The following is a 26,186-nucleotide window of genomic DNA, read 5'->3' on the forward strand; positions in this document are numbered from 1 at the left end:
CATGAGCGAGAGCTGCGAATAGAACCGGCGTACGCGCCACGGCAGGTTTTGTTGGCGACTCTTGTGCTGGCAACGTTGTAGTGAGGGCATCTGCTCCATGAGTGACCACAATCAAGGCCTTGCCGCCAACCCAGGCGATTGGCCGAAAGCGCTGTTCTATGTCGCGCTGCTGTTCTCCATCTTCCAGATCATCACCGCGGCCTTCCACCCGGTATCCAGCCAGATTCTGCGTGCGGTGCATGTGGGCTTTCTGCTGTTGGTGGTGTTTCTCTGTTTTCCCGCCCGTGGCAAAGAGCAGCCCTGGCAGCCGCTGGCTTGGCTACTGGGCCTGGCCGGCATGGCCACGGCGTTTTACCAGTGGTATTTCGAAGCCGACCTGATTCAACGTTCCGGTGACCTGACCCAAAGCGACATGGTGGTTGGCCTGCTGCTGATCGTCCTGGTGTTCGAAGCCGCACGGCGGGTAATGGGCATTGCCTTGCCAATCATCTGCGCGCTGTTTCTGGCCTACGGCCTGTTCGGCCAGTACCTGCCGGGCGATTTGATGCACCGTGGCTACGCCATTGATCAGCTGGTCAACCAGCTGGCCTTCGGCACCGAGGGGCTGTACGGCACGCCGACCTATGTATCAGCCACCTACATCTTCCTGTTTATCCTGTTCGGCGCGTTTCTCGAACAGGCTGGGATGATCAAGCTGTTCACCGACTTCGCCATGGGCCTGTTCGGCCATAAGCTCGGCGGCCCGGCCAAGGTCTCGGTGGTGTCGTCGGCGCTGATGGGCACCATTACCGGTTCGGGCGTGGCCAACGTGGTCACCACGGGCCAGTTCACCATCCCGTTGATGAAGCGCTTCGGCTACAAGCCGGCGTTTGCCGGGGGCGTGGAAGCCACTGCGTCGATGGGCAGCCAGATCATGCCGCCGATCATGGGCGCGGTGGCCTTTATCATGGCCGAGACGATCAACGTGCCGTTCTTCGAGGTGGCCAAGGCCGCGCTGATTCCGGCATTGCTGTACTTCGGCTCGGTGTTCTGGATGGTCCATCTGGAAGCCAAGCGCGCCAACCTGCAGGGCCTGCCGAAAGACCAGTGCCCGAACCCCTGGACGGCGGTGAAGGAGCGCTGGTACCTGCTGATCCCGCTGTTCATCCTGATCTACCTGCTGTTCTCCGGGCGCACGCCGCTGTTCTCCGGCATGGTTGGCCTGGCGCTGACCGCCATCGTCATCCTCGGTTCGGCGATCATCCTGCGGGTGTCGTCCAAGGCCATGCGTTTTGCCTTCTGGATTGCTCTGGGCGTGCTCTGCGCCGGTTTCTTCCAGCTCGGCATCGGTGTGGTGTTTGGCGTCGTTGCGCTGCTGGTGGCGGTGTGCTGGTTTATCAAAGGTGGCCGCGACACCCTGGTGATCTGCCTGCACGCGCTGGTGGAAGGTGCACGGCATGCGGTGCCGGTGGGCATTGCCTGCGCCCTGGTGGGGGTGATTATCGGTGTGGTCTCGCTGACCGGGGTGGCCTCGACCTTTGCCGGTTACATCCTCGCCATCGGTCAGGACAACCTGTTCCTTTCGCTGGTGTTGACCATGCTCACCTGCCTGGTGTTGGGCATGGGCATCCCGACCATTCCCAACTACATCATCACCAGTTCGATTGCCGCGCCGGCGCTGCTGGAGTTGGGCGTGCCGCTGATCGTGTCACACATGTTCGTGTTCTATTTCGGCATCATGGCCGACCTCACGCCGCCGGTGGCGCTGGCCTGCTTCGCCGCCGCACCGATTGCCAAGGAGAGCGGCCTGAAGATCAGCCTGTGGGCCGTGCGGATTGCCGTGGCCGGGTTCGTGGTGCCGTTTATGGCAGTGTACGAGCCGGCGCTGATGCTGCAAGGTGATAGCCTGCTGGCCACCCTGTATGTGGTGCTCAAGGCATTTATCGCCATCGGCCTCTGGGGGGCGGCATTTACCGGCTACCTGCAGGCCAAATTGAGTTGGTGGGAACGTGCGTTGGCCTTCGGCGCCGGTGTCAGTCTGATTCTGGCCACGCCGATGAGTGACGAGATCGGCTTCGCCCTGGGGGCGCTGTTTATCGCCCAGCATCTCTGGCGTGCTCGTCGCGCTCAGCTGGCCATGGCGTGATTGGCCTGTGCCTGGGTTTGGCAGGCGCGGTGTGGGCAGAAGTGCCCACGCCCAGCTTTACCCTGGCCTGGACCCACACCATTGAGAAAATTCGTTGGGAAGAGGATTACCGCGTGACGCCTGAGGGGTTGCTCCTTGGCGAGGCGCGGGTCAAGGGTTCCGGTGCCGGTATGGAAATTCCAGACGGCGCCGAACTGCGCGAGGGCAGCTGGCATTACCAGCGTCAGCTACCCCCCTTGCAACCACTGCGTGTGGGGCGAACCCCCGAGGCAGGGGATTATCAACTGTGTTTCAACCAGCGTTGCCACTCGATGAGTGAATGGCTCGGCCCGCCACAAGCGACCCAGCCGGCGTTGGAACTCTGGAGCTGTGAGCAACGCTCCCCGGCCGCTGCGGCCGGCCCGGACGGCGCATAAGGCACCGTCTGCTCCCAAGGCCACAAGCCCTGGCGTATAAAGAGGAGAACCCCCATTTGGCCATGCCTGTGGGGGTTTTGTTCATGTGTAGGTTGGTGTTGAGCGCAGCGAAGCCCAACAGTGGTGGCTGGACGTGTTGGGCTTGGTCGCTGCGCTCCTCTGGCTACGCGCCCCGCCCCAACCTACCTTGCTTTGTCGTTACACTCCTAAACGGAACACCCCGTCCCAACCTTGCTAATTCGCCCCCCCAAGCAGGATGTTATGAGCACCATCACCTATTACCTGGACATGCAGCACCCCGAGCAGATCCGCGCCAAGCTGCTGCCGGCCGAGCTGAGCGTGGTGGAATGCCAACTCAAGCAGTTTCAGCTCAACCGCTTTCTCTACCAGCTGGTCGGCGAGCCCTGGCAGTGGACCGACAAACTCAGCTGGACCGACGCGCAGTGGCGCGAACTGATCGAGCAGCCTCATCACCGCACCTGGGTGGCCTATCACCAGGGCGCCATCGCCGGTTACTACGAGCTGCTGCGCGATGCCGACGGGGCGGTGGAGATTCTCTATTTCGGCCTGGCTGAGGCCTTCTTCGGTCAGGGCTTTGGTGGCCCGCTGCTGACTCACGCCCTGCAATCCGCCTGGGCCTGGCCGGGCACCCAAAAGGTCTGGGTGCATACCTGCAGCCTGGATCACCCCAGCGCGCTGGCCAACTACCGGGCGCGTGGAATGGCTGTGTATCGCGAAGAGTCGGCTTAAGTCCTCAGCGGTTTTGCAGGGGATCGCTGATACCGTGGCGGTCTTTCAGGGCTTGGACCAAGGTGGTCTGGCTGGTGAGGAACGTGTCGAATTGCTCAATGACCTGTGGGTGTTTGATGCTCGACAACAGGTAGTGGTCGTCCTGATATGCCAGCGTGCGGTCAAATACCAGGGAGCCTTGCTCCGGAGTGTTGTGCAGTCGGTGGTTCACGACTTGCGGGTTGAGGTACACGCCATCCACCCGGCCATTGAGTGCCATAGCCACCAGTGAGTCGATCTGGTTGGCCTGAATCAGCAAAATCCGTCCGGTTTTGATGTCGTCCAGGTACGGCCATGGGGTAAACCCGCGCTGTGTGCCTAGGCGCTTCAGGCTGTCCCTTCCGGCACCCAGGCGCTGTGGTTTGACCAGTACACCATCAATCGAGGGGGCGGTTGCCTGACTGAAATACACCTGATGTGCCTGCTTGAGGTCGGCATTCCAGCGTGGGTGGTCGGGGTACTTGAAGTCCACCTTGCCGTTGAGAAACTCGCTGAGCAAGCGCCGTACCGGCAGCGGCTGATAAACAAAAACATAGCCCTGGTGCGCGGCAAAGGCATCCAGCAACTCACGGCCATAGCCCTGATACTGGCCGTTCTGCACATCGGAATAGGGCATATAGGGTTGCAACTCAACCCCAATGGTGAAGGTCTCGGCCCTCGCCTGGGCTGACAGCGTAAACAACAGGCAGGCGAAAAAAGGCAGCAAACCTCTCATGGTGTGTATCTCGTCAGTGACGTTGGGGCATGGCCTTAACCATAGCTAAAGGCCATGCCCAGTGTTAGTTACGCAGGCGACTTATCTGACTTACTGAGCAGGTAATCCCTTACGGCTGCAGCCTGGTTCAGGTCGCCCCCGTCAGTAATGGGTGGAGATTAGTCGCCAAAACGTTGAAAAGCGCATTTTGCTTAACGCTAATGAACGATTTTCTAACTCATAATTGCTTAACCGATACAGGGCTTTGCCAGCTTAAATGCCTTCGAGTAAGCACTATTCGGCCTATACACCGTTGCGCGCAGGCCGCTGAATGTAAGCGGGCGATTCAAGGAGTGGTGATGCAGGACACAGGATTCGCGTGGCTGTTGGCTTTGCTGGCCCTGGCCGCGCTGGCGATTTATTACTACAACCGCCTGGTGTTCAACCGGGCGCGAGTGGCCATGGCCTGGAGCGGTATTGATGTGCAGCTCAAGCGCCGTGCCAGCCTGATACCGGCGTTGGTCGAATGTGTGCGGCACTATATGCGCCACGAGCAGGGCACGTTGCAGGCGCTGGTGCAGGAGCGTGCGCGTGCAGAGCAGCTGAGCGAGTCACCACCGGGCGAGCGCGCTACGGTGGAAACGCAGATGGCGACGCACCTGTATCAGGTTCTGGTTCTGGCCGAAGACTATCCGGCGCTCAAGGCCGATGGTCAGTTCATTGATTTGCACCAGGCCCTGGTTGACGTCGAAGACCATATCCAGATGGCGCGGCGTTACTACAACGGCGCGGTGCGCGAGCTGAATGTGCTGGTTGAGTCGGTGCCGAGCAATCTGCTGGCCCGGGCGTTTAACTTTACTCAGGCTGAATACTTCAGTCTGGCTGACCCGCGCGACGCCCAGTCGCCCAAACTGGAGTTCTGATATGCATGGATTGCTGCGCAGCCTGCTGTTGAGTGCTTGGCTGCTGCCGTTATGGGCCCCTGCTGCCGAGATTATCGAAGACTTTGCCGTGACCCTGCAGGTGCAGCCGGATGCCAGCCTGCTGGTGACTGAGCGCATTACCGTGCAGGCCGAAGGGGAACAGATCAAACGCGGTATCTACCGTGATCTGCCGGTCACCTACAGCTTGCCCCTCGGGCTGCTGCAGAGCAGTCCGATCACCATGCTTGCGATCAGTCGCAATGGCCAGCCGGAGCGTGCGCGGGTCGAGCAGAACGGCAGTTGGGTGCGCTATTACCTGGGCTCGGCTGACCAGCTGTTGCAGCCGGGGCGCTACCAGTACGAGTTGCGTTATCGGGTTGAGCGCCAGCTGTTGCACCACCTCAATACCGATGAGCTGTATTGGAACGTCACCGGCAATCAGTGGGTTTTTCCGATTCTCCAGGCCTCGGTCGAGGTCAAGCTGCCGCCGGGTGCGCGGATGGGTGATGTGGCCGCTTATACCGGGGCTGGCGGTGAGCAGGGCAAGGCCTATGAGGTGCTCGAACAGCGTGACGACACCCTGCGTCTGGCCACCACCCAAGCCTTGCCGGCCTACCACGGCCTGACGGTGGCCGTGGATTGGCCAGCCGGCCTGGTGGCGCGGCCGGGTGTAATGCAGCGCCTGGGTTCGGTGTTGCTGGATAACCTTGGCCTGTGCCTGGGCGCGCTGCTGCTGGTCGGCCTGGTGATTTTTTATCTGCTGGCCTGGGATCGGGTCGGCCGTGACCCTGAAAAAGGTCTGATCATTCCACTGTTCGAAGCTCCGGAAGGCATGCGCGCGGTGCAGGCCGGCTACCTCTGGCATCGCGGCTTCAAAGGGGCTTATCAGGATGCGCGGGCGTTCAGTGTGTGGCTCACCGACATGGCCATCCGCAAGCACCTGCACCTCGAAGACAAGCCGCACGGTGGCGGTTTTACCCTGGCACGTGGCACGGGTGAACGGGCTGACTTCAGTGAGGGTGATCGCGACCTGCGCAAGCGCCTATTTCCGGCCAACAAGGAAGGTATCGCCCTGGAGATTGGCAGCGACTACGAGCCGCGCCTGGCCGATGCTGTGGTTGGGCTGAAAACCCAGCTGCAAACCCAGGGCAAGGCCTGGTTCAGTCATAACCGTGGCATCTGGACCTGGGGCCTGGTGTGGGCGGTGGTTGGCTGCCTGGTGATGGTGCTGACCGGCGCGCGTAACGAGGACGATGTGGCTGTCGGCCTGGCCGGTGTGGTGTTCACCCTGGGCTTTGGCGTGCCGTCGCTGTTTGTGCTGTACATGGCCTGGAATCAGCCCAGTTTGGGCAAGCAAATCGGCCTGGGTCTGGCGGGGTTGATGTTTGTCTGGGCAGTGCCGATTGGCTTGTGGATGCTCAGTGATGCGGCGTCGGTGCCGGCCTTGCTGCTGCTCTGCGTGTATGTGCTGGTGGTGGTGCTGTTCTATTACCTGCTGCCGGCGCCATCGGTTGAAGGGCGGCGTTTGCTCGATCAGCTGGAAGGCTATCGCGACTACCTGCAGCTGGCGGAACGCGAGGCACTGGCCCTGGCCGGCAATGCCCCGGCGATGAGCATTGCGCTGTACGAGAAGCACCTGCCTTACGCCATGGCCCTGGGCGTGGAGGACAAGTGGAGCGCGCGTTTCAGTGAGGCGCTGGCCAACGGCCTGATCGACCCGGCGCAGCGTGACTATCAACCCGACTGGTACCACAGCCGCAGCACTTTCAGTACACCGCTGGCCATGAGCAGTGCGCTGGCTGCCGGCCTTAGCAGCGCCACGGCACTGGCGTCGTCACCGCCCTCGAGCAGTTCGTCTGACGGTGGCGGCTCATCCGGTGGCGGTTCCTCGGGCGGCGGCGGGGGTGGTGGAGGCGGCGGTGGTTGGTAAAGCGCTTGTGTAGGAGGGGCTTTTGGCTCGGGCATCCCACAGTGGGGTGGTGAATGCCGCAAGCCGGCCGGGAGCCGGCGCGGCGCTACCTCCTGCATCCATGCAGTCGTAGCCTCGCTTAACAGAAGTCGCGGCTAAAGCCCCTCCCACACATCATGATCCCAGCAAGGCTAAGGCTTGCGGGTTTCCTGCAACTTGGCCAATAAGGCTTCGCCTTTGGCTTTTTGCTCGGCTTCGCTGAGGGGCGGGTTATCCAGCAGGCTGTCGAGTTGATCAATCAGTTCGCTCTGCCGGCTGATGCGGGCATCGATCTTTTCCAGTTTGCGCTGGTTGTGCCAGCTCCACACTGCGAGGGCGCAGGCGGCCAGCACCACGGCGGTCAGCACGATAATCGTCAGGGTGTTCATCGCGGCTCCAGAATTTTGCCCATCAGCATGCGCGGCAACATAACAGCGCCGCGCGTCAGCGTCTGTGCCTGTTGCACAGAAAAGCTTCGGTCAACTAAGAGGCTTGGGTCCTTTTGTGTTCAAGAGCTGGTTAGGGCTGTGTGCGGCGTTGTCGCTGCAACAGGCGGCCATCGGGCAGCACGCTGCAGTAGCGCCCAGGTGCTTGGGCGAAGGCGACGGCCATCAAGGCCGTGCCCCAGTTGCCGCAGAAGCTCTGGCGCCGCCACTGGCCATCGGAGATTGGCCAGAGGCGGGTGTTGCCCTCCGGGTGGCCTGTCAGCAACGCGTGCCCTCTGCGGCTAACGCGCGTCGAACAGTTGCCCAAAAGGTGCGTGGGTAACTTAGCAGGTGCGAGTGGCTGTTGCTGAGCGATTAAAGACGCTCTGGCCGTGGCGTGAAGCCTTGTTGCAGGCCAGAGCGTGCGTCATCGCACTGAGGGCGTATCGGTTTAGTGATGCATATGTGGCATGGCCAGCAGAATGAAGGCCGCAATTTTGCCCAGCATGACACTGCTGTAGAGCCAGATGGGCATGCAGGCCAGGGCCCAGACCGCCAAGCGTTGGGTGCCGCTGCTGCCTGTGGCCCAAAACGCCGTCCGTTGCCAGCTCAGTTGCAGGCTCCAGAGAATGCCCAGCCAAGGCAGTAAACCGACAACCTTAAGCCAAGTATCACCGCGTTCGGCAAACGGCCCAACGTGCCAGGCCAGCCCCAGCAGTGCCGCACTTTCATTGACCAGACCTGGGCCGTATTTGCTGGCAAACATGGTGACCGCATGGGGGATCAGCCCGAGTATGGCCATGGGCGCTAGCGCATAGGCCAGGTCCAGCGCCAAGGCGCGTGGCGATTGCTGCACCCGTTTGGCGGCACTGCGGTAGCCCAGTGCGGCCAGCGGTACGGTAATGGCTATTGCCAGCAGCAGGGCCAGCAAGCCGGACAGCCGCCAGGTTTCGGTGCTGATCTGCAAGGTCTGGTGCAGCCAGGCACCCGCGATATTCCAGGGCAGGCTGTCGCGCAAGCCGGTGTGTTGCAGGCCATGCAGAAACTGGATGCCGACACCGGCTATCGCCAGAATCAGGATGATCACCCAGTAGTCATGCGGATCAGCCCGTTTGATCGGCTGGCCCAGACTTTTGCCGGGCCGCATCCAGTGCAGTTCGGCGCTGTCACAGGCCTGCACGCAATCGAGGCACAGGGTGCAGTTGTCCATGTTGTTGCGTTCCTCGAAGCGGAACGGCGAGAGGTGGTAGTGGCAGGCCGTGGCGCATTCGAAGGTGGTGCAACGGCTGCAGTCGCTCTGTTCAGTGCGGATGCTCAGCCCCCCGGCCTTGCCGTGACTGGCCAGCACCCGGCCCAGCGGGCAGATGTGCTTGCAGTACGCCATATCGGCAAAAAAGAAAAAACAGCCGGCGGCAAACAGGGTAAACAGCAGGAAGTACCAGGCCGTGGCTTGCGTCGAGGCGCTGAGTAAGCCAGGTGCGGCAAAGGCAATAACCCAGTAGCCGAAAAAGATCAGGCTGAAGCTGATCCAGGCGCCGCGCAGGGCCTTGGGGAAGCGCTTCTTCAAGCCAAAACGCTGCAGCCACTTGCCCATTGCGCCGTGCGGACAAATTGCACAAAACGCGGGCCCCACTGTCGGGGTGAGTACACAGGTCAGCAGGGGCCAGAAGATCCCCCAGAACAGCAGGACCGTCAGGCCGTCTTTGCGGTCTTCACTGAAAATGCCCAGGCCGATGGCCAGCACCAGAATGCTGACACTGACAACCTGCAGGCTGCCCATCAACCAGGGGTGCCGGAGCATGCGCCCGATAAGGGGTAATTGCGTGAGGTTAAGGCTGTTACGGCGCGCGTTGGGCTGGCCGGAACGGGCAATGATTTGTTCGTTCATCATCAGGCTCCTCACCTGCCGGCCACGGCTGACCGGCAGGTGTTGCTGGCTTAGAAGTCGATACGGCTGCCGACATAGAAATAGCGTGTGTCGGGGTCATTACGACCACCGCCGGTTCCGGCGTTGTTATTGACGTAGTTATCCGGGTCACGTTGGTCGAACAGGTTGTCGACACCGGCAAACAGTTCCAACTGTTCGGTCAGCGCATGGCTGATATTCAGGTCCACCAGCGTCTGGCGGGTGTCGTAGGCTTCGCAGCTCACCCGGCAGCCGCTCTCGCGTGACAGGTAGTCGCCGACATGCCGTGCCCGTGCGGTGAGGCTCCAGTAGTCCAGTGTGTAGGTGCTTTCCAACCGATAGGTGCGGCGTGCGCGACCTTCCAGGCGCTGGTCGGTGTTGGCATCCATGGCATCCAGCCATTCGTAGCCGGCGCGCAGGCGCAGGTTTTCGCTGGCCTGCCAGTCGGCATTGAGCTCCAGGCCTCGGATACGCGCCTTGTCGACGTTCATATACTCGGAGAAGTTGCGGAAACGACCGCCGCCAATGGGCTGACTGCGCACCACGCGCGACATGATCAAATCATCGATATCGCTCTGATGGAGTACTGCCTCCAGATCCAGCGCGCCGAGTGTGCGACCCACGGCCAGTTCCCAGGACTGCGATTGCTCAGGTTGCAGGTTGGGGTTGCCGTTGATCACACTGGTGCCGCCGCCTCGGGTAAAGCTGGCGTATTGCTCCAGCAGGCTGGGCGCGCGAAAGCCCTCGCCATAGCCCAGGCGGGCCCGCCAGTCGCCGTCACGCCAGCCCAGGCTGACCTTGGGTGTCAGGGCGCTGTCGAAATCGTCAAAGTGGTCGTAACGCGCCCCGGCGACCAATGTCCACTGATCGTTGATCTGCCACTCATCCTGTAACAGGGCAAACGCGTTATCGCGAGCGGCGCTCTGGGCGTTGATGGTCACATCCAGTTCATCACGGTTGTAGCCGCCACCCAGGGTCACCTTGTGCGTGTCCAGTACCGGCAGGCTGTACAGCGCATCGCTTTGGTACTGCTTGTACCGCGTGGTTTCACGCAGGGTTTCCGGGAAGCTGCGGTTGGTAGCACCGCTGCTGCGCCCGGCACTGCTGCGCAGTTTCAGTTCGCCGGGGCCGATCAGGCGTTGGTAGTCCAGGCCGTAAAACGTTCGGCGTTCGTCTTCGAAGTTGCTGTAGTCCAGCGTATCGAACACCGGCGGGCCACCACCGGGGCGACGAATCAAGGCTTGGGCGGCGCGGTCATTGTCGCGATCAAAAATCTCCACCGCCCAGCCCAGCGACTGCACGTCATCGGGTGTCCAGCGACCGCGGTAGGCCGCGGACAGGTTGATCAATCGGCCGCTGTCATCCTCGGTGGAGTCTTCGTGACGCAGGGCGTTGCGGTGTTCCTGCTCAAGGGTCAGCGAGTGCCCTAAGGTGCCATCGCCGAATCGGGCATTGATGCCGCTTTGCAGGGTTTCGCGGCCTTCGCGTGCCGCACCAGTGGTCACTTGGGCGCTGACGCCAGGGTCTTCGCCCGGTTGCCGGGTGATGATATTGATCACCCCGCCCAAGGCATCCGAGCCATAGAGGGACGACATCGGGCCGCGCACGATCTCGATGCGCTCGATATCAAAGGTGCTGATCTGGTTGGGGTTGTTGCTGCTGTAGTTGTTGGTGCGGCGCTGCCCGTTGATCAGGATCAGGCTTTGGTTGCTGTTGAAGCCGCGGATGGACAGCGCACCTGTGGCGCCGGCGTTGTTGGCTTGCACACCGGTCGCCGACTTCAGCACTTCGGTCACGCTGTGTGCGGAGTGCTGGTTGAGTTCATGGCGATCAATCACCTGCACAGAGGCCTGTACATCTTTGATCGGTTGCGGAGTGCCGGTGGCGGTGACCACCATGTCTTGCAGTTGCAGCGATTGTGCGTGAAGTGCGGATGCACCGGCGCAAGCGACTACCGCCAACGCCAGGGTCGAAATACGGTACATAGAGATAATCCTGAATGCATGAAAGTACCCGGCAAACGAGTGCCGGGTGATGAGCATGGGTATCAGGCGTAGAGCGGAGGGGCGCGGTTGGGGGGGGCCAGCAGGAAGGGCGGATACCAGCGCAGCACTTGTGCTTCGAGCAACACGGGCGTTGCCATACGCGCAGGTGCAGGCGGCAGGTAGACCAGCACCGGCAGGCTGCTGGCCTGGGTTGAGCACTGCGCGCAAGGGCTGTGTGCAGGCGGTTCTTGATCGTCAATGGCGACCAACTGAGTACCCTGCGAGGTGCACAGCAGCATGAAGTCAGTGGTCATGATCAGCGGTGCGCTCCATACCAACAGCGTGGCGCGCAGCAACATGCCCGCGAGGGCAATGGCCAGCAACCAGTCTGTTGTGGAGCGCGTAAGCCGCATCAATGGATTACCTGTAGGTGGGCGGGGAGCATTCTAGTTGTTTTGCCGGCCGCCTTGGGTGACACATCGCCGCAGCGCGCTGCCGTCCGACTTAGCATAGGTCAGGATTGCGTGCCGGCAGGCCGCGCAGCAGCTGCTTAAACAGTTCTAGGTTATGCCACTCCTGCTGGATGCGCTCAGAGAAGACCACCACCGGCAGGCTGATCCAGTGTTCGGAAAAGCGCTGGCAGCTGGCGATATAGTCGGCATCGGTTTTCCCAGTTTTGCGCTGGGTGTGTCAGCGCCACACTGCGAAGGCGCAGGCCGCTAGCACAACGGCGGTCAGCACGATAATCGTCAGGGTGTTCATCGCTGCTCCAGCGTTTTGCCCATCAGCCATCGCGGCAACATAACAGTGCCGCGTGCCACCGTCTGTGCCTGCTGCACAGAAAAGCCCTGGCGGGCAAAAAACGCTTGGGCCACCAGGCTGGCCTCGGTAAACAGCTCTTGCACACCCGCCGCGCGCAAGCGTTGCTCGGCAGTGGCATACAGGGCGCTGGCAACACCCTGACGGGCATGACTGGGCGCGCAGTACAGCAGGTCGATATGCCCATCCAGGCTAAAGCCGATAAAACCAGCGATTGCCTGGCCATCGTCGGCAATCAGCAGCTCAAGTGAAGCGAAACGTGTTTGCCAGGCCGACAAGTCCGCAACCTCGGGCGCCCAGGCCTGACGCTGCGCGGCGTTGTAGTGCTGGGTGGTCAACTGATTGACCGATGCCTGAAACAACGCGACCAATGCTGTCAGGTCATCGGCGTGATAGGTGCGCAGGCGCAGGGACGGTTGCATGGGGAGTGTCGTGCGGAGGATGTGCAGCGATTGTCCGTCGCAGCGGCATGCGGCTCAAGGGCTCGATGCATCGTCCGGGCCCTTTCCGTTGGGTGAATCAGTCAGCGTGCTGAGCGGGCATGCGCGCCTCGGTGCGCAGCCGTTCGACCAGTTCAGCCAGCGTCAGGCTGCCAAGGTTGTCGCCGGCGCGGCTGCGCAGGGTGACGCGGCCTTCGGCTTTTTCCTGTTCGCCGATGACCAGCAGGTAGGGCACTTTCTGCAGGGTGGCTTCGCGGATCTTGTAGCCGATTTTCTCGTTACGCAGGTCGGCTACCGCGCGCAGGCCGGCGCGCTTGAGGGCGGCGAGTACCTGGCGGGCGTAGTCGTTTTGCCCTTCGGAGATGGTCAGCACGGCGGCCTGTTGCGGCGCCAGCCACAGCGGAAACAGACCGCTGTATTGCTCGATGAGAATGCCGGTGAAGCGCTCCAGTGAGCCGAACAATGCACGGTGCAGCATCACCGGGCGTTCGCGTTCGCCCTGTTCGTTGATGTAGCTGATGTCGAAGCGCTCAGGCAGGTTGAGGTCCACCTGCAGGGTGCCGCACTGCCAGTCGCGGCCGATCGCGTCGCGCAGCACGAACTCCAGTTTCGGCCCGTAGAACGCGCCTTCGCCGGGGTTGAGCTGGTAGTCGATATTCATCCGTTGCAGCGCGCCGGACAGTGCGCCTTCCAGTTGATCCCAGGTTTGGTCGCTGCCGATGCGGTTGGCCGGGCGGGTGGAGAGTTTCACCGCCACCTCGTTAAAGCCGAAGTCGCGGTAGATGGCGAACACCAGGGCGATGGTGTCGGCGCATTCCTGTTCCATCTGCGCGGCGGTGCAGAATATGTGCGCGTCGTCCTGGGTGAAGTGGCGCACGCGCAGCAGGCCGTGCAGCGCGCCGGACGGCTCGTAGCGGTGCACCTTGCCGAATTCGGCCATGCGCAGCGGCAGGTCGCGGTAGCTCTTCAGGCCGCGGGCGTAGAGCGCCACCGCGCCGGGGCAGTTCATCGGCTTGAGGGCGAACACGCGCTCGTCTTCGGTGCTGGTGGTGAACATGGCCTCGCGGTAGTTGAACCAGTGCCCGGAGGTTTCCCACAGGCTGCGGTCCATCACGTCGGGGGTGTTGACCTCGACATAGCCGGCGGCGTCCTGCTGCTGGCGCATGTAGTTGATCAGTTGCTGGAACAGCGTCCAGCCTTTGGGGTGCCAGAACACCGAGCCCGGGGCGCAGTCGTCGAAGTGGAACAGATCAAGCTGAGCACCGAGCTTGCGGTGGTCGCGCTTGCCGGCTTCCTCCAGACGCGTGAGGTAGGCCTTGAGTTCTTTCGGCGTGGCCCAGCAGGTGCCGTAGATGCGTTGCAGCGCGGCATTCTTGGCGTCGCCGCGCCAGTAGGCACCGGCCACTTTGGTCAGTTTGAAGGCTTGCAGCAGGCCGGTGCGCGGGATGTGCGGGCCACGGCAAAGGTCCTCGAAGTCGCCCTGGCGGTACAGCGACAGCACCTCGCCCTCGGCAATATCGCGGATCAGCTCGGCCTTGTAGTGCTCGCCCTGCGCCTCGAAATGGGCGATGGCTTCAGCACGTGGCAGCTCGCGGCGGCTGACCGGTAGATCGGCGGCGGCCAGCTCGGTCATGCGCGCTTCGATGCGTTCGAGATCGTCCGGGGTAAAGGGCCGCTCGAAGGCAAAGTCGTAGAAAAAACCGTCTTCGATCACCGGGCCGATGGTCACCTGAGCGCTCGGGTACAGCTGCTTCACTGCCATGGCCAGCAGGTGCGCGCAGGAGTGGCGCAGCAGCTCCAGGCCCTCGGGGTCGCGCGCGGTGATCAGGCTGAGCTGGGCGTCGTTGTCAATCAAGGCGCTGGTATCCACCAGGCGGCCATCCAGGCGGCCGGCCAGGGCGGCCTTGGCCAGGCCGGGGCCGATATCGGCGGCGACGTCGGCCACGCTCAGAGGTTGGGCGTAATGACGTAGGCTGCCGTCGGGCAGGGTGATGCTGGGCATATCGGTTCTCTAATCAGGGTCGGTTAAAGGGGGCGATTCGTAGGGTGGGTCGGGCCGCGCAGGTTAGCGGCGCAAAGGTGCAGCCATGGAGGCCATCATGTAGTCCGTGCGCCGCGTAACCCACCATCGGCCAACACCGGGAGATCGCCCGGTGGGTTACGCGGCGCGCCGTGCTAGTGGTGTCTGCACGTTTGGAGTTTGGCGCCGCTAACCCACCCTACAGTTGTTATTGGCGCTGGTAGCGCAGCGGCAAGCCCTCGCAGTCGTCCTGCACCTGACCGTTGTGCCAGGCCAGTTGGCCGGAAACGATGGTGGTGCGCACGGCATGGCGGAAGGCGCGGCCCTGGAAGGGTGTCCAGCCGCAGTGCGCGAGCGTGGGGTCGGCTTCGACCGGGCGCGGTTCGGCCAGGCGCTCGATTAGGGTCAGGTCGGCCCAGTAGCCTTCGCGCAGGTAGCCGCGCTGCTCGATGGCAAAGCGCTGCGCGACGGCATGGCTGGTTTTCTCGACCAAGGTGGTCAGAGGCAGCAGGCCGTCGGCCACCAGTTCCAGCAGCGAGGGCAGGGCGTGTTGCACCAGTGGCAGGCCGGACGGGGCTTGCAGGTAGGGCCGCTGCTTTTCTTCCAGGGTGTGCGGGGCGTGGTCGGTGCCGATGATGTCCAACCGGCCGCACAGCAGGGCCTGACGCAGGGCATCTCGGTCGGCTTGGGTTTTGATCGCCGGGTTGCATTTGATCAGGTGGCCGAGCGCCGCGTAGTCGCGGTCATCGAAGTACAGGTGGTGCGCGCAGACCTCGGCGGTGATCTGCTTGCCGGCCAGCGGGCCGGGTTGGAACAGGCTCAGTTCGCGGGCCGTGGTGATGTGCAGCACGTGCAACTGGGTGTCAAAGCGCTGCGCCAGGCTGACGGCGAGGCTGGAGGATTGGTAGCAGGCCTCGGCATCGCGGATCAGCGGATGCTGCTCGGCGGGAATCTGCTCGCCGTACTGCGCCTGCCACTGCTGTTCGCGTTCGCGGATGCGCGGCGTGTGTTCGCAGTGGGTGAGGATGATGGTCGGGCAATCGCGGAACAGCCGTTCCAGCGAGGGCAGGTCATCCACCAGCATGTTGCCGGTGCTGGCACCCATAAAGACTTTCACCGCTGCCACGCGGTTGGGGTCGAGCGCGGCGACGATGTCGAGGTTCTCGTGGCTGACGCCAAAGTGGAAGCCGAAGTTGGTTTTCGAGCAGTTGGCGGCGCGCCGCTCTTTGGCTTCCAGCGCCTCTAGGTTAAGGGTCGGCGGGTTGGTGTTGGGCATGTCCATGACGCTGGTGATGCCGCCGGCCACCGCCGCCCGCGATTCCGTGGCGAAGCTGCCCTTGTGCGGCGCACCGGGGTCACGGAAGTGCACCTGATCGTCGATCATCCCCGGCAGCAGAAACTGCCCGGCGGCGTCGATCTCAACCTTGGCATTCACGCCGGTCAGGCTGCTGGCGATGGTCTCGATGCGGCCGTGGCGCACCAGCAGGTCGGCCTCGTATTCGCGGCCTTCGTTGATCAGGCGTGCGTTGCGGATCAGCAGGTCAGTCATGGCGATGCTCCTCGTGACAGGGATGAGTGGGCGGCACCGGGTCGTAGCCGCCCGGATGCCAGGGGTGACAGCGCAACAAGCGGCGCAGGGATAGCCAACTGCCGCGCAGCGCGCCATGGCGTTCCAGCGCTTCGACGGCGTAGTGCGAGCAGCTGGGGTGGAAGCGACAGCGCGGCCCGAGCAACGGGCTGATCAGGTATTGATACAACCGCACCAGGCCCAGCAGCAGGCGTTTCATTGCGGCACGCTGATCACGCTCACCCGCGCGTCGCGGATGGCGTTGTAAAAGCAGTTGGGTCGGCCGGTGTGGCAGGCTGGGCCTTGTTGCTCAACGAGCAGCAGCACGGCGTCGCCGTCACAGTCCAGCCGCGCCTCGATCAGCCGTTGCCGGTGGCCACTGGTTTCGCCCTTGCGCCACAACTGCTGGCGTGAGCGCGACCAGTAACAGACCTGGCCGCTGGCGAGGGTTTCTTCCAGCGCGGCGCGGTTCATCCAGGCCAGCATCAGCACCTCGCCGCTGTCATGTTGCTGGGCGATAGCGGCGATCAGGCCGTCAGTATTCCATGGGATGGCCTCCAGCACGGCGGCCAGCGGGCGGCTGTCGCCCAGCCCGGCCTGTTCCAGCTCAAGCCATAGGCTCATGGCTTGAGCGCGGCCAGCAGGGTGTCGAGGTTGTATTTGAACATGCCCAGGTAAGTGCTGGCCGGCCCCTCGCTGGCCAGTGCGTCGGAGTACAGCGTGCCGCCGACTGTGGCCCCGGCCTCGCTGGCGATTTGCTGGATCAGGCGCGGGTCGCGGATGTTTTCAACAAACACGGCTTTTACCCCGTCAGCGCGAATCTGCCGGATTAGCGCGGCCACGTCGGCAGCGGACGGTTCATCAGCCGTGCTCAAGCCCTGCGGCGCGACAAATTTCAGGCCGTAGGCCTGACCCAAATAGGCGAAGGCGTCATGGCTGGTGATGATGGTGCGCTGCGCTGGCGGCAGTTGGCCCAGGCCGGTTTTGGCCTCGGCCAGCAGGCTGCGGATTTGTGCCAGGTAGGCATCACGCCCGGCGCTGTAATGCGCGGCGTTGGCCGGGTCGGCCTGGATCAGCGCCTTGGCAATGTTGTGCACGTAAATTTCGGCGTTGGCCAGGTTCTGCCAGGCATGCGGATCGGCGACCTGCTGGCCGTCTTCATCAAGCATCAATGGCAGCACGCCGCTGCTGGCATCCAGACGTGTGCCGGGCGCTTCGCTGCTGTCGATCAAGCGCGTCAGCCAGGGTTCAAAGCCCAGGCCGTTGGCGATGATCAGGTCGGCGGCGAATACGGCCTTGGCATCCTCAGCGCTGGGTTGGTAGACATGCGCGTCAGCATCCGCACCCACCAGATTGCGAACTTCGAGCTTATCTCCGGCAATTTGCTGGGTAATGTCGGCCAAAATGCTAAAGCTGGTGACAACCTTGAGCTTCTCTTCCGCGTGCGTGAACAGGGCAGCACTTAAGGTCAGCAGGGCAATCAGGATGCGCATAGGGATTCCTCAATAAGCGGGCGATAAGCGGGGTTGGCGGCGCAGCAGGCCATTTAGCGGGCCAAATACGACGGAGCCGATGTAAGCCAGACCGGCGAGTAGGACGATGCACGGGCCGCTGGGCAGGTTGGTGTAGTAGGAGAGCAGCAGACCAAGCCAGACGCAGGTTGCGCCGGTCAGGGCGGCGAGCAGCAACATGCGCGGCAGGCGGCGGCTCCAGAAGCGTGCGGCGGCAGCCGGTAACATCATCAAACCGACGACCATCAGCGCGCCGATGGCCTGAAAACCGACCATTAAATTGAGCACCACCAAGCCCAGAAACAGCCCGTAAGCCAGCGGCCCGAAGCGGCTGACGCCGCCGAGAAACAGCGGGTCGAGGCTGTCCATCAGCAGCCAACGGTATATCAGGGCGAGCAGCAACAAGCTGCCGATGGACACCAGTAGCATGCCGTTCAGGGTGGGCGGATCCACGGCCAGCACCGAGCCGAACAGCAGGTGCAGCAGGTCGAGCTTGTTCCCGGCCAGGCCCAGCAGCAACACGCCGCTGGCCAGCGAAATCGGGTAAATGGCGGCCAGGCTGGCGTCTTCACGCAGGCCGGTACGCCGCGTCACCCAAGCGGCGATTCCGGCCATGCCAAGGCCGGCGACCAGCCCGCCAAGCGTCAAGGCCGGCAGGCTCAGGCCGAACAGCCAGAAGCCCAGCGCCGCGCCGGGCAAGATGCCGTGGGCAATCGCATCGCCCATCAGGCTCAAGCGCCGCAACACCAGAAACACCCCCAGTGGCGCGGCACTGATCGCCAGCGCCACGCCGCCCAGCAACGCGCGGCGCATAAAGGCGAATTCGATAAAGGGCGTCCACAGCAGTTCCAGACTCACGCCACATGCTCCAGTGGCGAGCGTTGGCCCATCAGCTCGCGAATCGGCGCGAAGATGCAGCCGCTGCGCGACACCAGCAGGGCGTTGTCCAGGTGCTGGCTCATATGGCTCAGTGAATGGCTTACGACCATTTGCGTGCGGCCCTCTGCCTGCCAGCGGGCGATGTGCTGCCAGAGCAGGGCCAGGCCGTGTTCATCTAACGCGGCCTCTGGCTCGTCGAGCAACAGCACCTGCGCATCGGTCAGGCTCAGGCGTGCGAGCAGGGCGCGCTGCAATTCACCGCCGGACAACGCGTGCAGGCTGTGTTGGTTTAACTCGCTCAGGCCCCAGTCGGCCAAAGCCTGCTCCAACCGCGCCTGACGTTGCGGGCGACTCAGGCGGCTGCGCCATAAACCGGCGCTGACCAGCTCCTGCAGGGTGATCGGGAATTGCCGGTCCAGTGCCTGCTGCTGCACCAGATAGGCCACGCCACCCAGGCGCGGCACGGCCAGTTCGACCTGCCCGCGCGAGGGCTGAACGATGCCGGCGATGACCTTGAGCAGGCTGCTTTTGCCACAGCCATTGCTGCCGATTACCCCGGTCAGGCTGGCACGGGTCAGGTGCAGATTAAGCGGCGGAGTCAGCGGTTGACCCGCAGGGCCCCATTGCAGGTTGTGGCAGTGGATCATGCCGGGCTCCAGTTCCAACGGCTGACGGCAACCGCATCGTGGGCGTGCAGGCTTTCCGCGTGTACCACGCGCAAGTGAAAGGCGCTGAAGGCCGGTTGTTCGCGCAGGGCGCTGTGCAGGCGGCGGGCAGCGTCTTCGCAGAACATCAGGTTTTGCCCGTTGGCCAGGGCGAAGGCTTGTTCATCGGCGCGCTTTACCGCCGTCTGTACGGCGGTGCCGAGGGCCTGTTCGGCGGCGTCGATCAGCTCCACCAGCGGCAGCTGCGTGCTGTCGGTCTGCAAGCGCACCTGCAAGGTGGCGTAGCTGCGCTGGCTGTGTGGCGTGGCGACGATGCCGTGAGGTGAGCCGAGCCATGCCAGCACTTGTTCATGGCTGATCGGCTGGTTGGCGAAGTCGTGAGCGAACTGCTGCTGAATCAACTGGCGGGCCAGCGCGGCTGAGCAGGGGCATGTCGAGGAATAGGCCACCTGCACCTGTAGTTCCACGTGAAACCCCCATGAATCCTGGTGTGCGCGCACTTCGAAGGGGTAGGACTTCCATCCGGACAATGGGCTGACCAGCGCCGGACGACTCAACAAGGCATCGCCTTTGAGGGTCACGTTGGCTTCTTGCGACAGGCCTTCGTGGCTGTGCAAAAAATTATTGAGCAACTGTTGCAGCACGGCCGGGGTCAGGGGTTGCGCTTCCAACGCATGCAGCGCCAAGTACAACCGCGACATATGAATGCCACGGGCGCTGCCGTCATCCAGGCTGACGCCAGCGCTGGCACGGGCATTGATGCGCTGGTCGGCCAGCCACACAGGCAGGGCAATGTCGCCCATGCCCACCCAGTCCAGGCGCTGTGCATGGTGGCTGGCCTGGCTGGCGATATCCGGCAGGGTGAGTGCATTCATCAGAAAATCCGAGGTGGTGGCGGGTGATAAATGTTATGTTATAACAATTGAGGCCGCATACCAGTGAATTCGCATCATGAGCACGACCCTGATTAGCCAAGAACAACTGCTGGCCCAGCCGGCCGATGACTACATGAACGACGCGCAGCAGCGGTTCTTCCGCGCATTGCTGTTGCAGCAGCGCAGCGAGTTGCAGGCACGGATTGCCGACGAATTTGAAGGGTTGTGCGAGCGGGAAACCAGCAGCGACCCGGCCGACATCGGCAGCGCTGAGGAGCAGCGGCAATGGCAACTGCGCCTGCTGGAGCGCGAAAAAAAGCTGCTCGACAAGATCGACGAGGCCCTCGCCCGCCTGGCACGTGGCGAGTACGGCTGGTGCCGGGAAACCGGCGAGCCCATCGGCCTTAAACGCCTGTTGCTGCGCCCCACCGCCAGCCTGTGCATCGAAGCCAAAGAGCGCGAAGAACAGCGCGAAAAACACCAGCGTGACCGTGACTGAATGAGGACGACACCCATGACCCCAGAACGCCTACCTGTAACCGTGCTGTCCGGCTTTCTTGGTGCCGGTAAAAGCACCCTGCTCAACGCCATCCTGAAAAACCGTCAGGGTTTGAAAGTGGCGGTGATCGTCAACGATATGAGCGAAATCAACATCGATGGCAGCGAAGTTCAGCGCGATGTCAGCCTGAACCGTGCCGAAGAAAAGCTCGTGGAAATGAGCAACGGCTGCATCTGCTGCACCCTGCGCGAAGACCTGCTGGAAGAAGTCGGCCGCCTGGCCCGTGATGGCCGGTTCGACTATTTGTTGATCGAGTCCACCGGGATCAGCGAGCCGCTGCCGGTGGCCGAGACGTTCACCTTCCGCGGCGAAGACGGCCAGAGCCTGGCCGATCTGGCCCGCCTGGACACCATGGTCACCGTGGTCGACGGGGTGAATTTCCTGCGCGATTTCCACGAGGCCGAGAGCCTGGCCAGCCGGGGCGAAACCCTCGGCGAGGACGACGAGCGCTCGATCACCGACCTGCTGATCGAGCAGGTGGAATTCGCCGATGTGCTGCTGATCAGCAAGATCGACCTGATCAGCAGCCACGAGCGCGAAGAGCTGATGGCCATCCTCAAGGGGCTCAACACCCACGCCGAGATCATCCCCATGGCCATGGGCGCGGTGCCGCTTAACACAATCCTCAACACCGGCCGTTTCAATTTCGAGCGTGCGGCCCAAGCGCCGGGCTGGCTCAAAGAGCTGCGCGGTGAGCACATTCCGGAAACCGAGGAATACGGCATCGCCTCCACGGCGTACCGCGCGCGGCGGCCGTTCCACCCGGAGCGCTTCTTCACCTTCATCAACCGCGAGTGGACCAACGGCCGCCTGCTGCGCAGCAAGGGCTTCTTCTGGTTGGCCAGCAAGTACCAGGAAGCCGGCAGCTGGTCGCAGGCCGGCGGCCTGATGCGCCATGGGTTTGCCGGGCGCTGGTGGCGGTTTGTGCCCAAGGCGCAGTGGCCGACCGACGACGAAGGGCTGCAGGCAATCATGAAAAACTGGCAAGCGCAGAGTGGCGATTGCCGCCAGGAACTGGTGTTCATCGGGCAGAACATCAACTTTGCGCAACTGACCGCCGAGCTGGACGCCTGCCTGCTGAGCGACGCCGAAATGGCCCAGGGCGTGGACGCCTGGTCGGCGCTGCCGGACCCGTTCGGCCCTTGGCACGAGGAGGCCGCCTGATGCTTGCGCCGGTTTTGCGTCAACCTGTGCAGCAGATCGCCAGCGAGCAGATTGATGTGTTTGGCGAGGTGCTGCGTGATCACATCAACCTGGCGCTTTGGCAACGTCAGTTGCCCGCGCAGATCAGCGATTTCGCCAACGCCCTGTTGGTTCAGGGCGAGCCGTTGGGGCAATCCATCGTGCTGGAATTGGCCAGCCCGGAGAGCGAGCCCAACCTGAGCGGCCTGGTCGATGCCTACAGCGATCTGCCGGGGCAGACGGCCTTTTTGCAGGACGTCAGCTGGCTGGTCAGCGCCTTTGCCTGCCTGTTCGACGCCAAACGCATCGGCCTGCGCCTGCGTATTCTCGACAAGGCCATGTGCCCGCGTTTTCACGTTGATCACGTGCCGGTGCGGCTGATTACCAGCTACGCCGGGGTCGGCAGCGAGTGGCTGGAGGAAGGCGTGATGGCGCGCCGCCGCTTGGGCGACCCCGCCGCTGAGCCCAGCGATCCGGCCCTGATCCAGCGCGCTGAGACCGGGCATGTGCTGTTGGCCAAGGGCGAGAAATGGATCGGCAACGAGGGTGGCGGGTTGATTCACCGCTCGCCGCAACCGCCTGCCGGTGAGCGGCGGTTACTGTTGACCCTGGATTGGCTGGTCTGAATGTAGGCAAAAAAATAGGCTGCGGTTAAAGCAGCCCGAAGCACCAGAAGAACCTGCCGGCGCGTGATCCGGCAGGAGGGGTGAGGTACCCACAGCCACTAGAACACAGGCCGGGTTACGCCTTGATGACGGTGCTTGTCAGGCATGGCTGTCGAGACACGCTAGTGTGTTGTGTCTTGTGGGAGGGGCTTTAGCCGCGACGGTATGGCTTAACCGGGGTTTGACAGCCGTCTAGTACGCCATCCACACGCCTTTGCTCTGCTTCTCGCAGAACGGCTTGAGGTAAGCCGTATCGCTGGCAATGCCGTAATAGTGCACATCCTGCTTATACGGTGTACCACCGACGGTGGCATTGCGGCACACGCCAAAGGCGCCGGTGGGGCATTGCTCGACAAACTCCACCTCGACCTTCTGCCCCTGCAACTGCGGTTGGCAGAAGCCGGTGCGGAACAGGGTGGGCGGGATGCTGCGGTTCTGCTGACACACCTTCACATCCAGACGCTCGGCCTGACTGTGCACCACGCAGGCTTCACCCCAGGCCAGGCCGGACACCAGATACAAGCCAAGCAGTAGAGCGCCACGCATCGTTAGAAGCCTCGATAAAAGGACAATGACCAAAAACAGGCGAACCTTGCAGGCGCAGGTTAATGGCATGTCAAAAATGGGCTGCAAACTCTAGCACGCAGCTTTTATTCAGTCTGCGCCATGCTCGGGGTTCTCTCCTGGCAGGCAAACCCGCACCATAGGCCCATGCTGAAGAATATCCCTACCCATGTGATTGCCGGGCCGCTCGGTGCCGGTAAAACCAGCCTGATCCGTCATCTGCTGGCGCAGCGCCCGGCGCATGAACGCTGGGCCGTGCTGATCAATGAGTTTGGCCTGATCGGTCTGGACGCCGCCTTGTTAACCACCTATGACGACGGCATCGCCTTGGGTGAAGTGGCGGGCGGCTGTGTGTGCTGCGTGAACGGCGTGCCGTTTCAGGTGGGTCTCAGTCGCCTGCTGCGTCAGGCCAAACCGCATCGCCTGCTGATCGAACCGTCTGGCCTCGGTCATCCGCTGCAATTGCTGCAACAACTGCAGGCTGCGCCCTGGGCGGGTGTGTTGGCGGTGCAGGAGCCGTTACTGGTGCTGGATGCTCAGGCCCTTGCTGCGGGTGAAGCGCTGCCCGATAGCCAGCAGGCGACGCTTAACCGCGCCGGTTTGTTACTGCTGAACAAGGCCGAAGGGCTGGATGAAGCAACCAGGGCGCGCATTCAGGCGCAACTGGGCGAAAGACCGCTGTATTGGACAGAACAGGGCGCGCTGCCGCTGGCACAATTGCCCGGTTTTGCCGCGCAGGCCACAGAAGGCGACAGTGCACTGAGCCTGCCCAACACTGCTGCGCCCTTAGCGCAACTGTGGCGCAGCGTGAGTGAGCCAATCTGCCAGATTCAGCAACAGGCCGAAGGCTGGAGCATTGGCTGGCGCTGGCACCCCAGCCAGCACTTTGCGCCGGTGCAGGTGCAGCAATGGCTGAGCAGCTTGCCCTGGCGTCGCGCCAAGCTGGTGCTTTACACCAACGCCGGCTGGCAGTCCGCCAATGCCCTCAACGGCCAGCCGCTGCAGTGGCAACCCAGCGAATGGCGCAAGGACTCGCGGCTGGAGCTGATCTTCAGCGACGCGCAGGACGTGCCCGCCTTGCAGGCTGGGCTGGCTGCCTGTGTATCAGCGCCAGAGCATTTCGGCCAGGCTGCCGAACAGCAGAATCAGCACGGCCAGGGCGCTGATACGCAAAGCCAGGGGTGAGGTGAGCCACTGCAGCACCTGCTGTTTGGGGGCTTCGCGCAGTGCTTGCCACTCGGGCTTGAATACCGGGTCGATGCGCAGGGCAAATAGCCTGTCGCGGTACAGCAGGTGCCGAGCCCTGCTCATCTGACTGTAAAGCGGCAGACGAATAGCAAAGTGCTGTTCGTTGTCAGCGGCGCGTCCCATAGCCAGTACATGGCAGTCGATGCCGGCGCTGCTGAGTTGTGCTTGCAGGTGCTCGATAAAGCCTGCGTGGCTGGATTCCAGTAAAACAAACACCCTGACGTCCTCCCTGATAGTTCTGCGGCCAGCATGCCGGAGTCAGATAGGACTGACGAGTCCTATGGCGATGCGGATAACGCCCATCAACAAGATCATGCAAGGCATGCCCATGCACCTTCAACCCTGGTCCCACGACAGCAGCGCCGGTTTTACCCTGCGCGGCTGGCATACGCCGCCTTCGGGCAAGCCCGTGCTGCATTTTCTGCATGGCAACGGCTATTGCGGGCGGGTTTAAACACCGCTGCTGGCGCTGTTGGCCGAGGATTTTGACCTCTGGCTGTGCGATGTGCAGGGACATGGTGAGAGTGATCATGGTGGGCGCTTCCACGGCTGGAACCGCAGCGCCGAGTTGGCAGTTGAAGCGTTTACCGCCGGTCGTGGGTGCTTTGCCGCTGCCCCGGCCTATGCGCTGGGTCACAGTTTTGGTGGGGTACTGACGAGCTTGATCCTGGCGCGTCATCCGGCGTTATTCCAGCGTGCGGTTTTGCTCGATCCGGTGTTGTTCAGCCCGGCAATGATCGGCGTGATGGCGTTGTCCGAGGTGGTGGGATTAAGCCGGCGCAGCACCCTGGCCAGCAAGGCGCTCAAGCGCCGCAGCAGTTGGCCGGACCGCGCCGCTGCGCATACCGCGCTGCAGGGGCATGGGATGTTTCGGGGCTGGAGCGAAGAAGCATTTACCGCCTATATCCAGCATGCCTTGAAAGACAGCGACAAGGGCGCCGAACTGCGCTGCCGGCCGAGCCGCGAAGCAGACATCTTCAGCTCTTTTCCCAAGCGTCTATGGCCGTCGCTGGCCAGGGTGACGACGCCTACCCAGGTGCTTTATGGGCAGCGCAGTTACCCCTTTGTCGCCAAGTCGGTGGCGCGCTGGTGTGCCAGTAATGCCCAGGTCAGCGCTCATGTGGTGCCAGGCGGGCACTGCTTTATGCAGGAGCATCCGGCCGACAGCGCCGCACGGGTGGCGCACTTTCTGTTGCAGCGCGACTAAGCCCGATGAGCAGCCGCGAGGATCTCTGGCTGGCGCTCTCCGAGCTGTGGCTGGACACTGAACTGGACCAGCCCGCGCTCCGATCTATCGCCACGCGGCTGCGCGCCAGTGGTTTGAGCCTGGCTGAATTGCAGCAGATCTACGCGTATGAGGTGGCGCCGCAGGTCTGGCTTAACCACTGGGCCGTCGCCGGGGTGTGGGAGGGGTTCGAGCCGCAATGGCTGTTTGCGGGTTGCCGGCGCAATCAGTTGGGCGGGCGTTGGCATCGGTTGAAATGCCGCGTGTTGTGCCGGCCGATGACCCACGGCTGCCGCGCCGAATGGCAGCAGATCTTGGCCTTTCTGGCTGATCGGGATTTTAACTAGTCGGCCTTAATGCGGCGTGCTGTTATCCGAATCCTGACGCTGACTGCGCCACTGCTGCATCTCAATCACCTGAGCGCTGGGTGCCGGCGGTTCACGGAAAGGGTGCGGCGCCAGTTCGATACGCCCCAGCTGTTTGCCAAACAGGGTGATGCTGCCGACATGCCGCTGCTCGCCGGTGACGGTGAATTCGAAGCCATACACCCGCGCCAGGCGCTTGCGCCCGCGTGCATCGGGTAACAGGGCGAGCCGTCGCAGGGCGACATTCTCATCCAGCAATTCGATGTCGGATTTGGCGCAATGTTGTTTCACCAACCCCAGTGCGTGCTCACGCAGACCATGGGCATGCCACAGCCAGGCGCACGCGGTGGCGAACAGCATCAGCAGAAATACATCGAAGAGGTCGATCATG

28 protein-coding genes and 1 pseudogene are annotated in these 26,186 nt (G+C 62.7%); 11 read left to right on the plus strand and 18 right to left on the minus strand.

Annotated features, from left to right (window positions below; genetic code table 11):
• Positions 1–97 precede the first annotated feature (97 nt).
• The 3 genes from OU997_RS08560 to OU997_RS08570 all read left to right on the plus strand — a co-directional run bounded on the left by OU997_RS08560 (position 98) and on the right by OU997_RS08570 (position 3,291).
• Positions 98–2,125: a TRAP transporter permease gene (locus OU997_RS08560; RefSeq protein WP_267809658.1), complete on the plus strand. Its 2,028-nt coding sequence runs from the start codon at positions 98–100 to the stop codon at positions 2,123–2,125.
• Positions 2,122–2,541 (plus strand): DUF1850 domain-containing protein, encoded by a 420-nt coding sequence (locus tag OU997_RS08565; RefSeq protein WP_108488839.1) that lies wholly within the window; start codon positions 2,122–2,124, stop codon positions 2,539–2,541. The genes OU997_RS08560 and OU997_RS08565 overlap by 4 nt, the downstream gene beginning before the upstream one ends.
• A gap of 261 nt (positions 2,542–2,802) precedes the next feature.
• Entirely contained in the window at positions 2,803–3,291 is a 489-nt protein-coding gene (locus tag OU997_RS08570) for a GNAT family N-acetyltransferase (RefSeq protein ID WP_267809659.1), read from the plus strand.
• Positions 3,292–3,295: 4 nt separating this feature from the next.
• Here OU997_RS08570 and OU997_RS08575 read toward each other — a convergent pair whose 3' ends face one another.
• Positions 3,296–4,045, minus strand: a complete 750-nt coding sequence (locus tag OU997_RS08575) for a substrate-binding periplasmic protein (protein ID WP_108488837.1) — start codon at positions 4,043–4,045, stop codon at positions 3,296–3,298.
• 338 nt (positions 4,046–4,383) lie between these two features.
• On the opposite strand from OU997_RS08575, the gene OU997_RS08580 reads away from it, so the two are divergent.
• Positions 4,384–4,947, plus strand: a complete 564-nt coding sequence (locus tag OU997_RS08580; RefSeq protein WP_108488836.1) for a LemA family protein — start codon at positions 4,384–4,386, stop codon at positions 4,945–4,947.
• Between the two features lies 1 nt (position 4,948).
• On the plus strand, positions 4,949–6,877 hold the full coding sequence (locus OU997_RS08585) for a DUF2207 domain-containing protein (RefSeq protein ID WP_267809660.1): 1,929 nt from the start codon (positions 4,949–4,951) through the stop codon (positions 6,875–6,877).
• 170 nt (positions 6,878–7,047) lie between these two features.
• Here OU997_RS08585 and OU997_RS08590 read toward each other — a convergent pair whose 3' ends face one another.
• The 14 genes from OU997_RS08590 to folE2 all read right to left on the minus strand — a co-directional run bounded on the left by OU997_RS08590 (position 7,048) and on the right by folE2 (position 19,987).
• Positions 7,048–7,284 carry a hypothetical protein gene (locus tag OU997_RS08590; RefSeq protein ID WP_108489208.1) on the minus strand — a complete coding sequence of 79 codons (237 nt, stop codon included), beginning with the start codon at positions 7,282–7,284 and terminating at the stop codon, positions 7,048–7,050.
• A gap of 130 nt (positions 7,285–7,414) precedes the next feature.
• Complete coding sequence (locus OU997_RS08595) at positions 7,415–7,606, minus strand: hypothetical protein (RefSeq protein ID WP_267809661.1); 192 nt, start codon at positions 7,604–7,606, stop codon at positions 7,415–7,417.
• Positions 7,607–7,771: 165 nt separating this feature from the next.
• Complete coding sequence (locus OU997_RS08600) at positions 7,772–9,208, minus strand: 4Fe-4S binding protein (protein ID WP_267809662.1); 1,437 nt, start codon at positions 9,206–9,208, stop codon at positions 7,772–7,774.
• Positions 9,209–9,258: 50 nt separating this feature from the next.
• The gene (locus tag OU997_RS08605; RefSeq protein ID WP_267809663.1) at positions 9,259–11,211 is read right to left on the minus strand and encodes a TonB-dependent receptor plug domain-containing protein; all 1,953 of its coding nucleotides are present in this window, start codon (positions 11,209–11,211) and stop codon (positions 9,259–9,261) included.
• A gap of 62 nt (positions 11,212–11,273) precedes the next feature.
• Entirely contained in the window at positions 11,274–11,624 is a 351-nt protein-coding gene (locus OU997_RS08610) for a hypothetical protein (protein ID WP_146180665.1), read from the minus strand.
• A gap of 345 nt (positions 11,625–11,969) precedes the next feature.
• Entirely contained in the window at positions 11,970–12,452 is a 483-nt protein-coding gene (locus OU997_RS08615; RefSeq protein WP_108489204.1) for a GNAT family N-acetyltransferase, read from the minus strand.
• Between the two features lie 97 nt (positions 12,453–12,549).
• Positions 12,550–14,472, minus strand: coding sequence for a threonine--tRNA ligase (gene thrS / locus OU997_RS08620; RefSeq protein ID WP_267809664.1), 1,923 nt, complete (start codon positions 14,470–14,472; stop codon positions 12,550–12,552).
• A 226-nt stretch (positions 14,473–14,698) separates the two neighbouring features.
• Positions 14,699–16,039: a dihydroorotase gene (locus OU997_RS08625; RefSeq protein WP_267809665.1), complete on the minus strand. Its 1,341-nt coding sequence runs from the start codon at positions 16,037–16,039 to the stop codon at positions 14,699–14,701.
• The gene (gene yidD, locus OU997_RS08630; protein ID WP_267809666.1) at positions 16,032–16,277 is read right to left on the minus strand and encodes a membrane protein insertion efficiency factor YidD; all 246 of its coding nucleotides are present in this window, start codon (positions 16,275–16,277) and stop codon (positions 16,032–16,034) included. The genes OU997_RS08625 and yidD overlap by 8 nt, the downstream gene beginning before the upstream one ends.
• Positions 16,274–16,681, minus strand: a complete 408-nt coding sequence (hisI, locus tag OU997_RS08635) for a phosphoribosyl-AMP cyclohydrolase (protein WP_267809667.1) — start codon at positions 16,679–16,681, stop codon at positions 16,274–16,276. The genes yidD and hisI overlap by 4 nt, the downstream gene beginning before the upstream one ends.
• Entirely contained in the window at positions 16,678–17,550 is an 873-nt protein-coding gene (locus tag OU997_RS08640) for a metal ABC transporter substrate-binding protein (protein WP_267809668.1), read from the minus strand. The genes hisI and OU997_RS08640 overlap by 4 nt, the downstream gene beginning before the upstream one ends.
• 9 nt (positions 17,551–17,559) lie before the next feature.
• Positions 17,560–18,381, minus strand: coding sequence for a metal ABC transporter permease (locus OU997_RS08645; protein WP_267809877.1), 822 nt, complete (start codon positions 18,379–18,381; stop codon positions 17,560–17,562).
• Positions 18,382–18,422: 41 nt separating this feature from the next.
• A complete protein-coding gene (locus tag OU997_RS08650) occupies positions 18,423–19,094 on the minus strand; it encodes a metal ABC transporter ATP-binding protein (protein WP_267809669.1) in 672 nt (223 codons plus the stop codon).
• On the minus strand, positions 19,091–19,987 hold the full coding sequence (gene folE2, locus OU997_RS08655; RefSeq protein ID WP_267809670.1) for a GTP cyclohydrolase FolE2: 897 nt from the start codon (positions 19,985–19,987) through the stop codon (positions 19,091–19,093). Before folE2 ends, OU997_RS08650 begins: the two co-directional genes overlap by 4 nt.
• 76 nt (positions 19,988–20,063) lie before the next feature.
• On the opposite strand from folE2, the gene dksA reads away from it, so the two are divergent.
• The 3 genes from dksA to OU997_RS08670 are packed head-to-tail and all read left to right on the plus strand — an operon-like array spanning position 20,064 to position 22,354.
• The gene (dksA, locus tag OU997_RS08660) at positions 20,064–20,486 is read left to right on the plus strand and encodes an RNA polymerase-binding protein DksA (protein ID WP_420713257.1); all 423 of its coding nucleotides are present in this window, start codon (positions 20,064–20,066) and stop codon (positions 20,484–20,486) included.
• A 15-nt stretch (positions 20,487–20,501) separates the two neighbouring features.
• A complete protein-coding gene (zigA, locus tag OU997_RS08665) occupies positions 20,502–21,710 on the plus strand; it encodes a zinc metallochaperone GTPase ZigA (protein ID WP_267809671.1) in 1,209 nt (402 codons plus the stop codon).
• Positions 21,710–22,354, plus strand: coding sequence for a DUF1826 domain-containing protein (locus tag OU997_RS08670; RefSeq protein ID WP_267809672.1), 645 nt, complete (start codon positions 21,710–21,712; stop codon positions 22,352–22,354). Before zigA ends, OU997_RS08670 begins: the two co-directional genes overlap by 1 nt.
• A gap of 231 nt (positions 22,355–22,585) precedes the next feature.
• Here the strand turns inward: OU997_RS08670 and OU997_RS08675 are convergent, their stop codons facing one another.
• Positions 22,586–22,939, minus strand: coding sequence for an NADH:ubiquinone oxidoreductase (locus tag OU997_RS08675; RefSeq protein ID WP_267809673.1), 354 nt, complete (start codon positions 22,937–22,939; stop codon positions 22,586–22,588).
• 165 nt (positions 22,940–23,104) lie between these two features.
• On the opposite strand from OU997_RS08675, the gene OU997_RS08680 reads away from it, so the two are divergent.
• Positions 23,105–24,142: a CobW family GTP-binding protein gene (locus OU997_RS08680; protein WP_267809674.1), complete on the plus strand. Its 1,038-nt coding sequence runs from the start codon at positions 23,105–23,107 to the stop codon at positions 24,140–24,142.
• On the opposite strand, the gene OU997_RS08685 is transcribed toward OU997_RS08680, so the two are convergent.
• Positions 24,062–24,421 carry a hypothetical protein gene (locus OU997_RS08685; protein ID WP_108489192.1) on the minus strand — a complete coding sequence of 120 codons (360 nt, stop codon included), beginning with the start codon at positions 24,419–24,421 and terminating at the stop codon, positions 24,062–24,064. The two genes, OU997_RS08680 and OU997_RS08685, sit on opposite strands and share 81 nt — an antisense overlap.
• Before the next feature lie 112 nt (positions 24,422–24,533).
• On the opposite strand from OU997_RS08685, the pseudogene OU997_RS08690 reads away from it, so the two are divergent.
• Positions 24,534–25,412 (plus strand): annotated as a pseudogene (locus OU997_RS08690) (alpha/beta fold hydrolase).
• 5 nt (positions 25,413–25,417) lie between these two features.
• Positions 25,418–25,777 (plus strand): DUF7079 family protein, encoded by a 360-nt coding sequence (locus tag OU997_RS08695; RefSeq protein WP_267809675.1) that lies wholly within the window; start codon positions 25,418–25,420, stop codon positions 25,775–25,777.
• A 6-nt stretch (positions 25,778–25,783) separates the two neighbouring features.
• Here the strand turns inward: OU997_RS08695 and OU997_RS08700 are convergent, their stop codons facing one another.
• On the minus strand, positions 25,784–26,185 hold the full coding sequence (locus OU997_RS08700; protein WP_267809676.1) for a DUF3301 domain-containing protein: 402 nt from the start codon (positions 26,183–26,185) through the stop codon (positions 25,784–25,786).
• Position 26,186 lies beyond the last annotated feature (1 nt).

The organism is Pseudomonas sp. SL4(2022) (genome assembly GCF_026625725.1).
Lineage (GTDB): Bacteria > Pseudomonadota > Gammaproteobacteria > Pseudomonadales > Pseudomonadaceae > Aquipseudomonas.

What these genes read in the sequence shown, in the direction of transcription:
- OU997_RS08645 (WP_267809877.1), bottom strand. Translation starts at nt 18,381, where the DNA reads ATGCGCCGCGCGTTGCTGGGCGGCGTGGCGCTGGCGATCAGTGCCGCG.
- OU997_RS08610 (WP_146180665.1), bottom strand. Translation starts at nt 11,624, where the DNA reads ATGCGGCTTACGCGCTCCACAACAGACTGGTTGCTGGCCATTGCCCTC.
- hisI (WP_267809667.1), bottom strand. Translation starts at nt 16,681, where the DNA reads ATGAGCCTATGGCTTGAGCTGGAACAGGCCGGGCTGGGCGACAGCCGC.
- OU997_RS08570 (WP_267809659.1), top strand. Translation starts at nt 2,803, where the DNA reads ATGAGCACCATCACCTATTACCTGGACATGCAGCACCCCGAGCAGATC.
- OU997_RS08605 (WP_267809663.1), bottom strand. Translation starts at nt 11,211, where the DNA reads ATGTACCGTATTTCGACCCTGGCGTTGGCGGTAGTCGCTTGCGCCGGT.
- zigA (WP_267809671.1), top strand. Translation starts at nt 20,502, where the DNA reads ATGACCCCAGAACGCCTACCTGTAACCGTGCTGTCCGGCTTTCTTGGT.
- OU997_RS08600 (WP_267809662.1), bottom strand. Translation starts at nt 9,208, where the DNA reads ATGAACGAACAAATCATTGCCCGTTCCGGCCAGCCCAACGCGCGCCGT.
- OU997_RS08615 (WP_108489204.1), bottom strand. Translation starts at nt 12,452, where the DNA reads ATGCAACCGTCCCTGCGCCTGCGCACCTATCACGCCGATGACCTGACA.
- OU997_RS08625 (WP_267809665.1), bottom strand. Translation starts at nt 16,039, where the DNA reads ATGACTGACCTGCTGATCCGCAACGCACGCCTGATCAACGAAGGCCGC.
- OU997_RS08700 (WP_267809676.1), bottom strand. Translation starts at nt 26,185, where the DNA reads ATGATCGACCTCTTCGATGTATTTCTGCTGATGCTGTTCGCCACCGCG.
- OU997_RS08680 (WP_267809674.1), top strand. Translation starts at nt 23,105, where the DNA reads ATGCTGAAGAATATCCCTACCCATGTGATTGCCGGGCCGCTCGGTGCC.
- OU997_RS08695 (WP_267809675.1), top strand. Translation starts at nt 25,418, where the DNA reads ATGAGCAGCCGCGAGGATCTCTGGCTGGCGCTCTCCGAGCTGTGGCTG.
- OU997_RS08670 (WP_267809672.1), top strand. Translation starts at nt 21,710, where the DNA reads ATGCTTGCGCCGGTTTTGCGTCAACCTGTGCAGCAGATCGCCAGCGAG.
- thrS (WP_267809664.1), bottom strand. Translation starts at nt 14,472, where the DNA reads ATGCCCAGCATCACCCTGCCCGACGGCAGCCTACGTCATTACGCCCAA.
- OU997_RS08575 (WP_108488837.1), bottom strand. Translation starts at nt 4,045, where the DNA reads ATGAGAGGTTTGCTGCCTTTTTTCGCCTGCCTGTTGTTTACGCTGTCA.
- yidD (WP_267809666.1), bottom strand. Translation starts at nt 16,277, where the DNA reads ATGAAACGCCTGCTGCTGGGCCTGGTGCGGTTGTATCAATACCTGATC.
- OU997_RS08580 (WP_108488836.1), top strand. Translation starts at nt 4,384, where the DNA reads ATGCAGGACACAGGATTCGCGTGGCTGTTGGCTTTGCTGGCCCTGGCC.
- dksA (WP_420713257.1), top strand. Translation starts at nt 20,064, where the DNA reads ATGAGCACGACCCTGATTAGCCAAGAACAACTGCTGGCCCAGCCGGCC.
- OU997_RS08640 (WP_267809668.1), bottom strand. Translation starts at nt 17,550, where the DNA reads ATGCGCATCCTGATTGCCCTGCTGACCTTAAGTGCTGCCCTGTTCACG.
- OU997_RS08675 (WP_267809673.1), bottom strand. Translation starts at nt 22,939, where the DNA reads ATGCGTGGCGCTCTACTGCTTGGCTTGTATCTGGTGTCCGGCCTGGCC.
- OU997_RS08650 (WP_267809669.1), bottom strand. Translation starts at nt 19,094, where the DNA reads ATGATCCACTGCCACAACCTGCAATGGGGCCCTGCGGGTCAACCGCTG.
- OU997_RS08585 (WP_267809660.1), top strand. Translation starts at nt 4,949, where the DNA reads ATGCATGGATTGCTGCGCAGCCTGCTGTTGAGTGCTTGGCTGCTGCCG.
- OU997_RS08590 (WP_108489208.1), bottom strand. Translation starts at nt 7,284, where the DNA reads ATGAACACCCTGACGATTATCGTGCTGACCGCCGTGGTGCTGGCCGCC.
- folE2 (WP_267809670.1), bottom strand. Translation starts at nt 19,987, where the DNA reads ATGAATGCACTCACCCTGCCGGATATCGCCAGCCAGGCCAGCCACCAT.
- OU997_RS08560 (WP_267809658.1), top strand. Translation starts at nt 98, where the DNA reads ATGAGTGACCACAATCAAGGCCTTGCCGCCAACCCAGGCGATTGGCCG.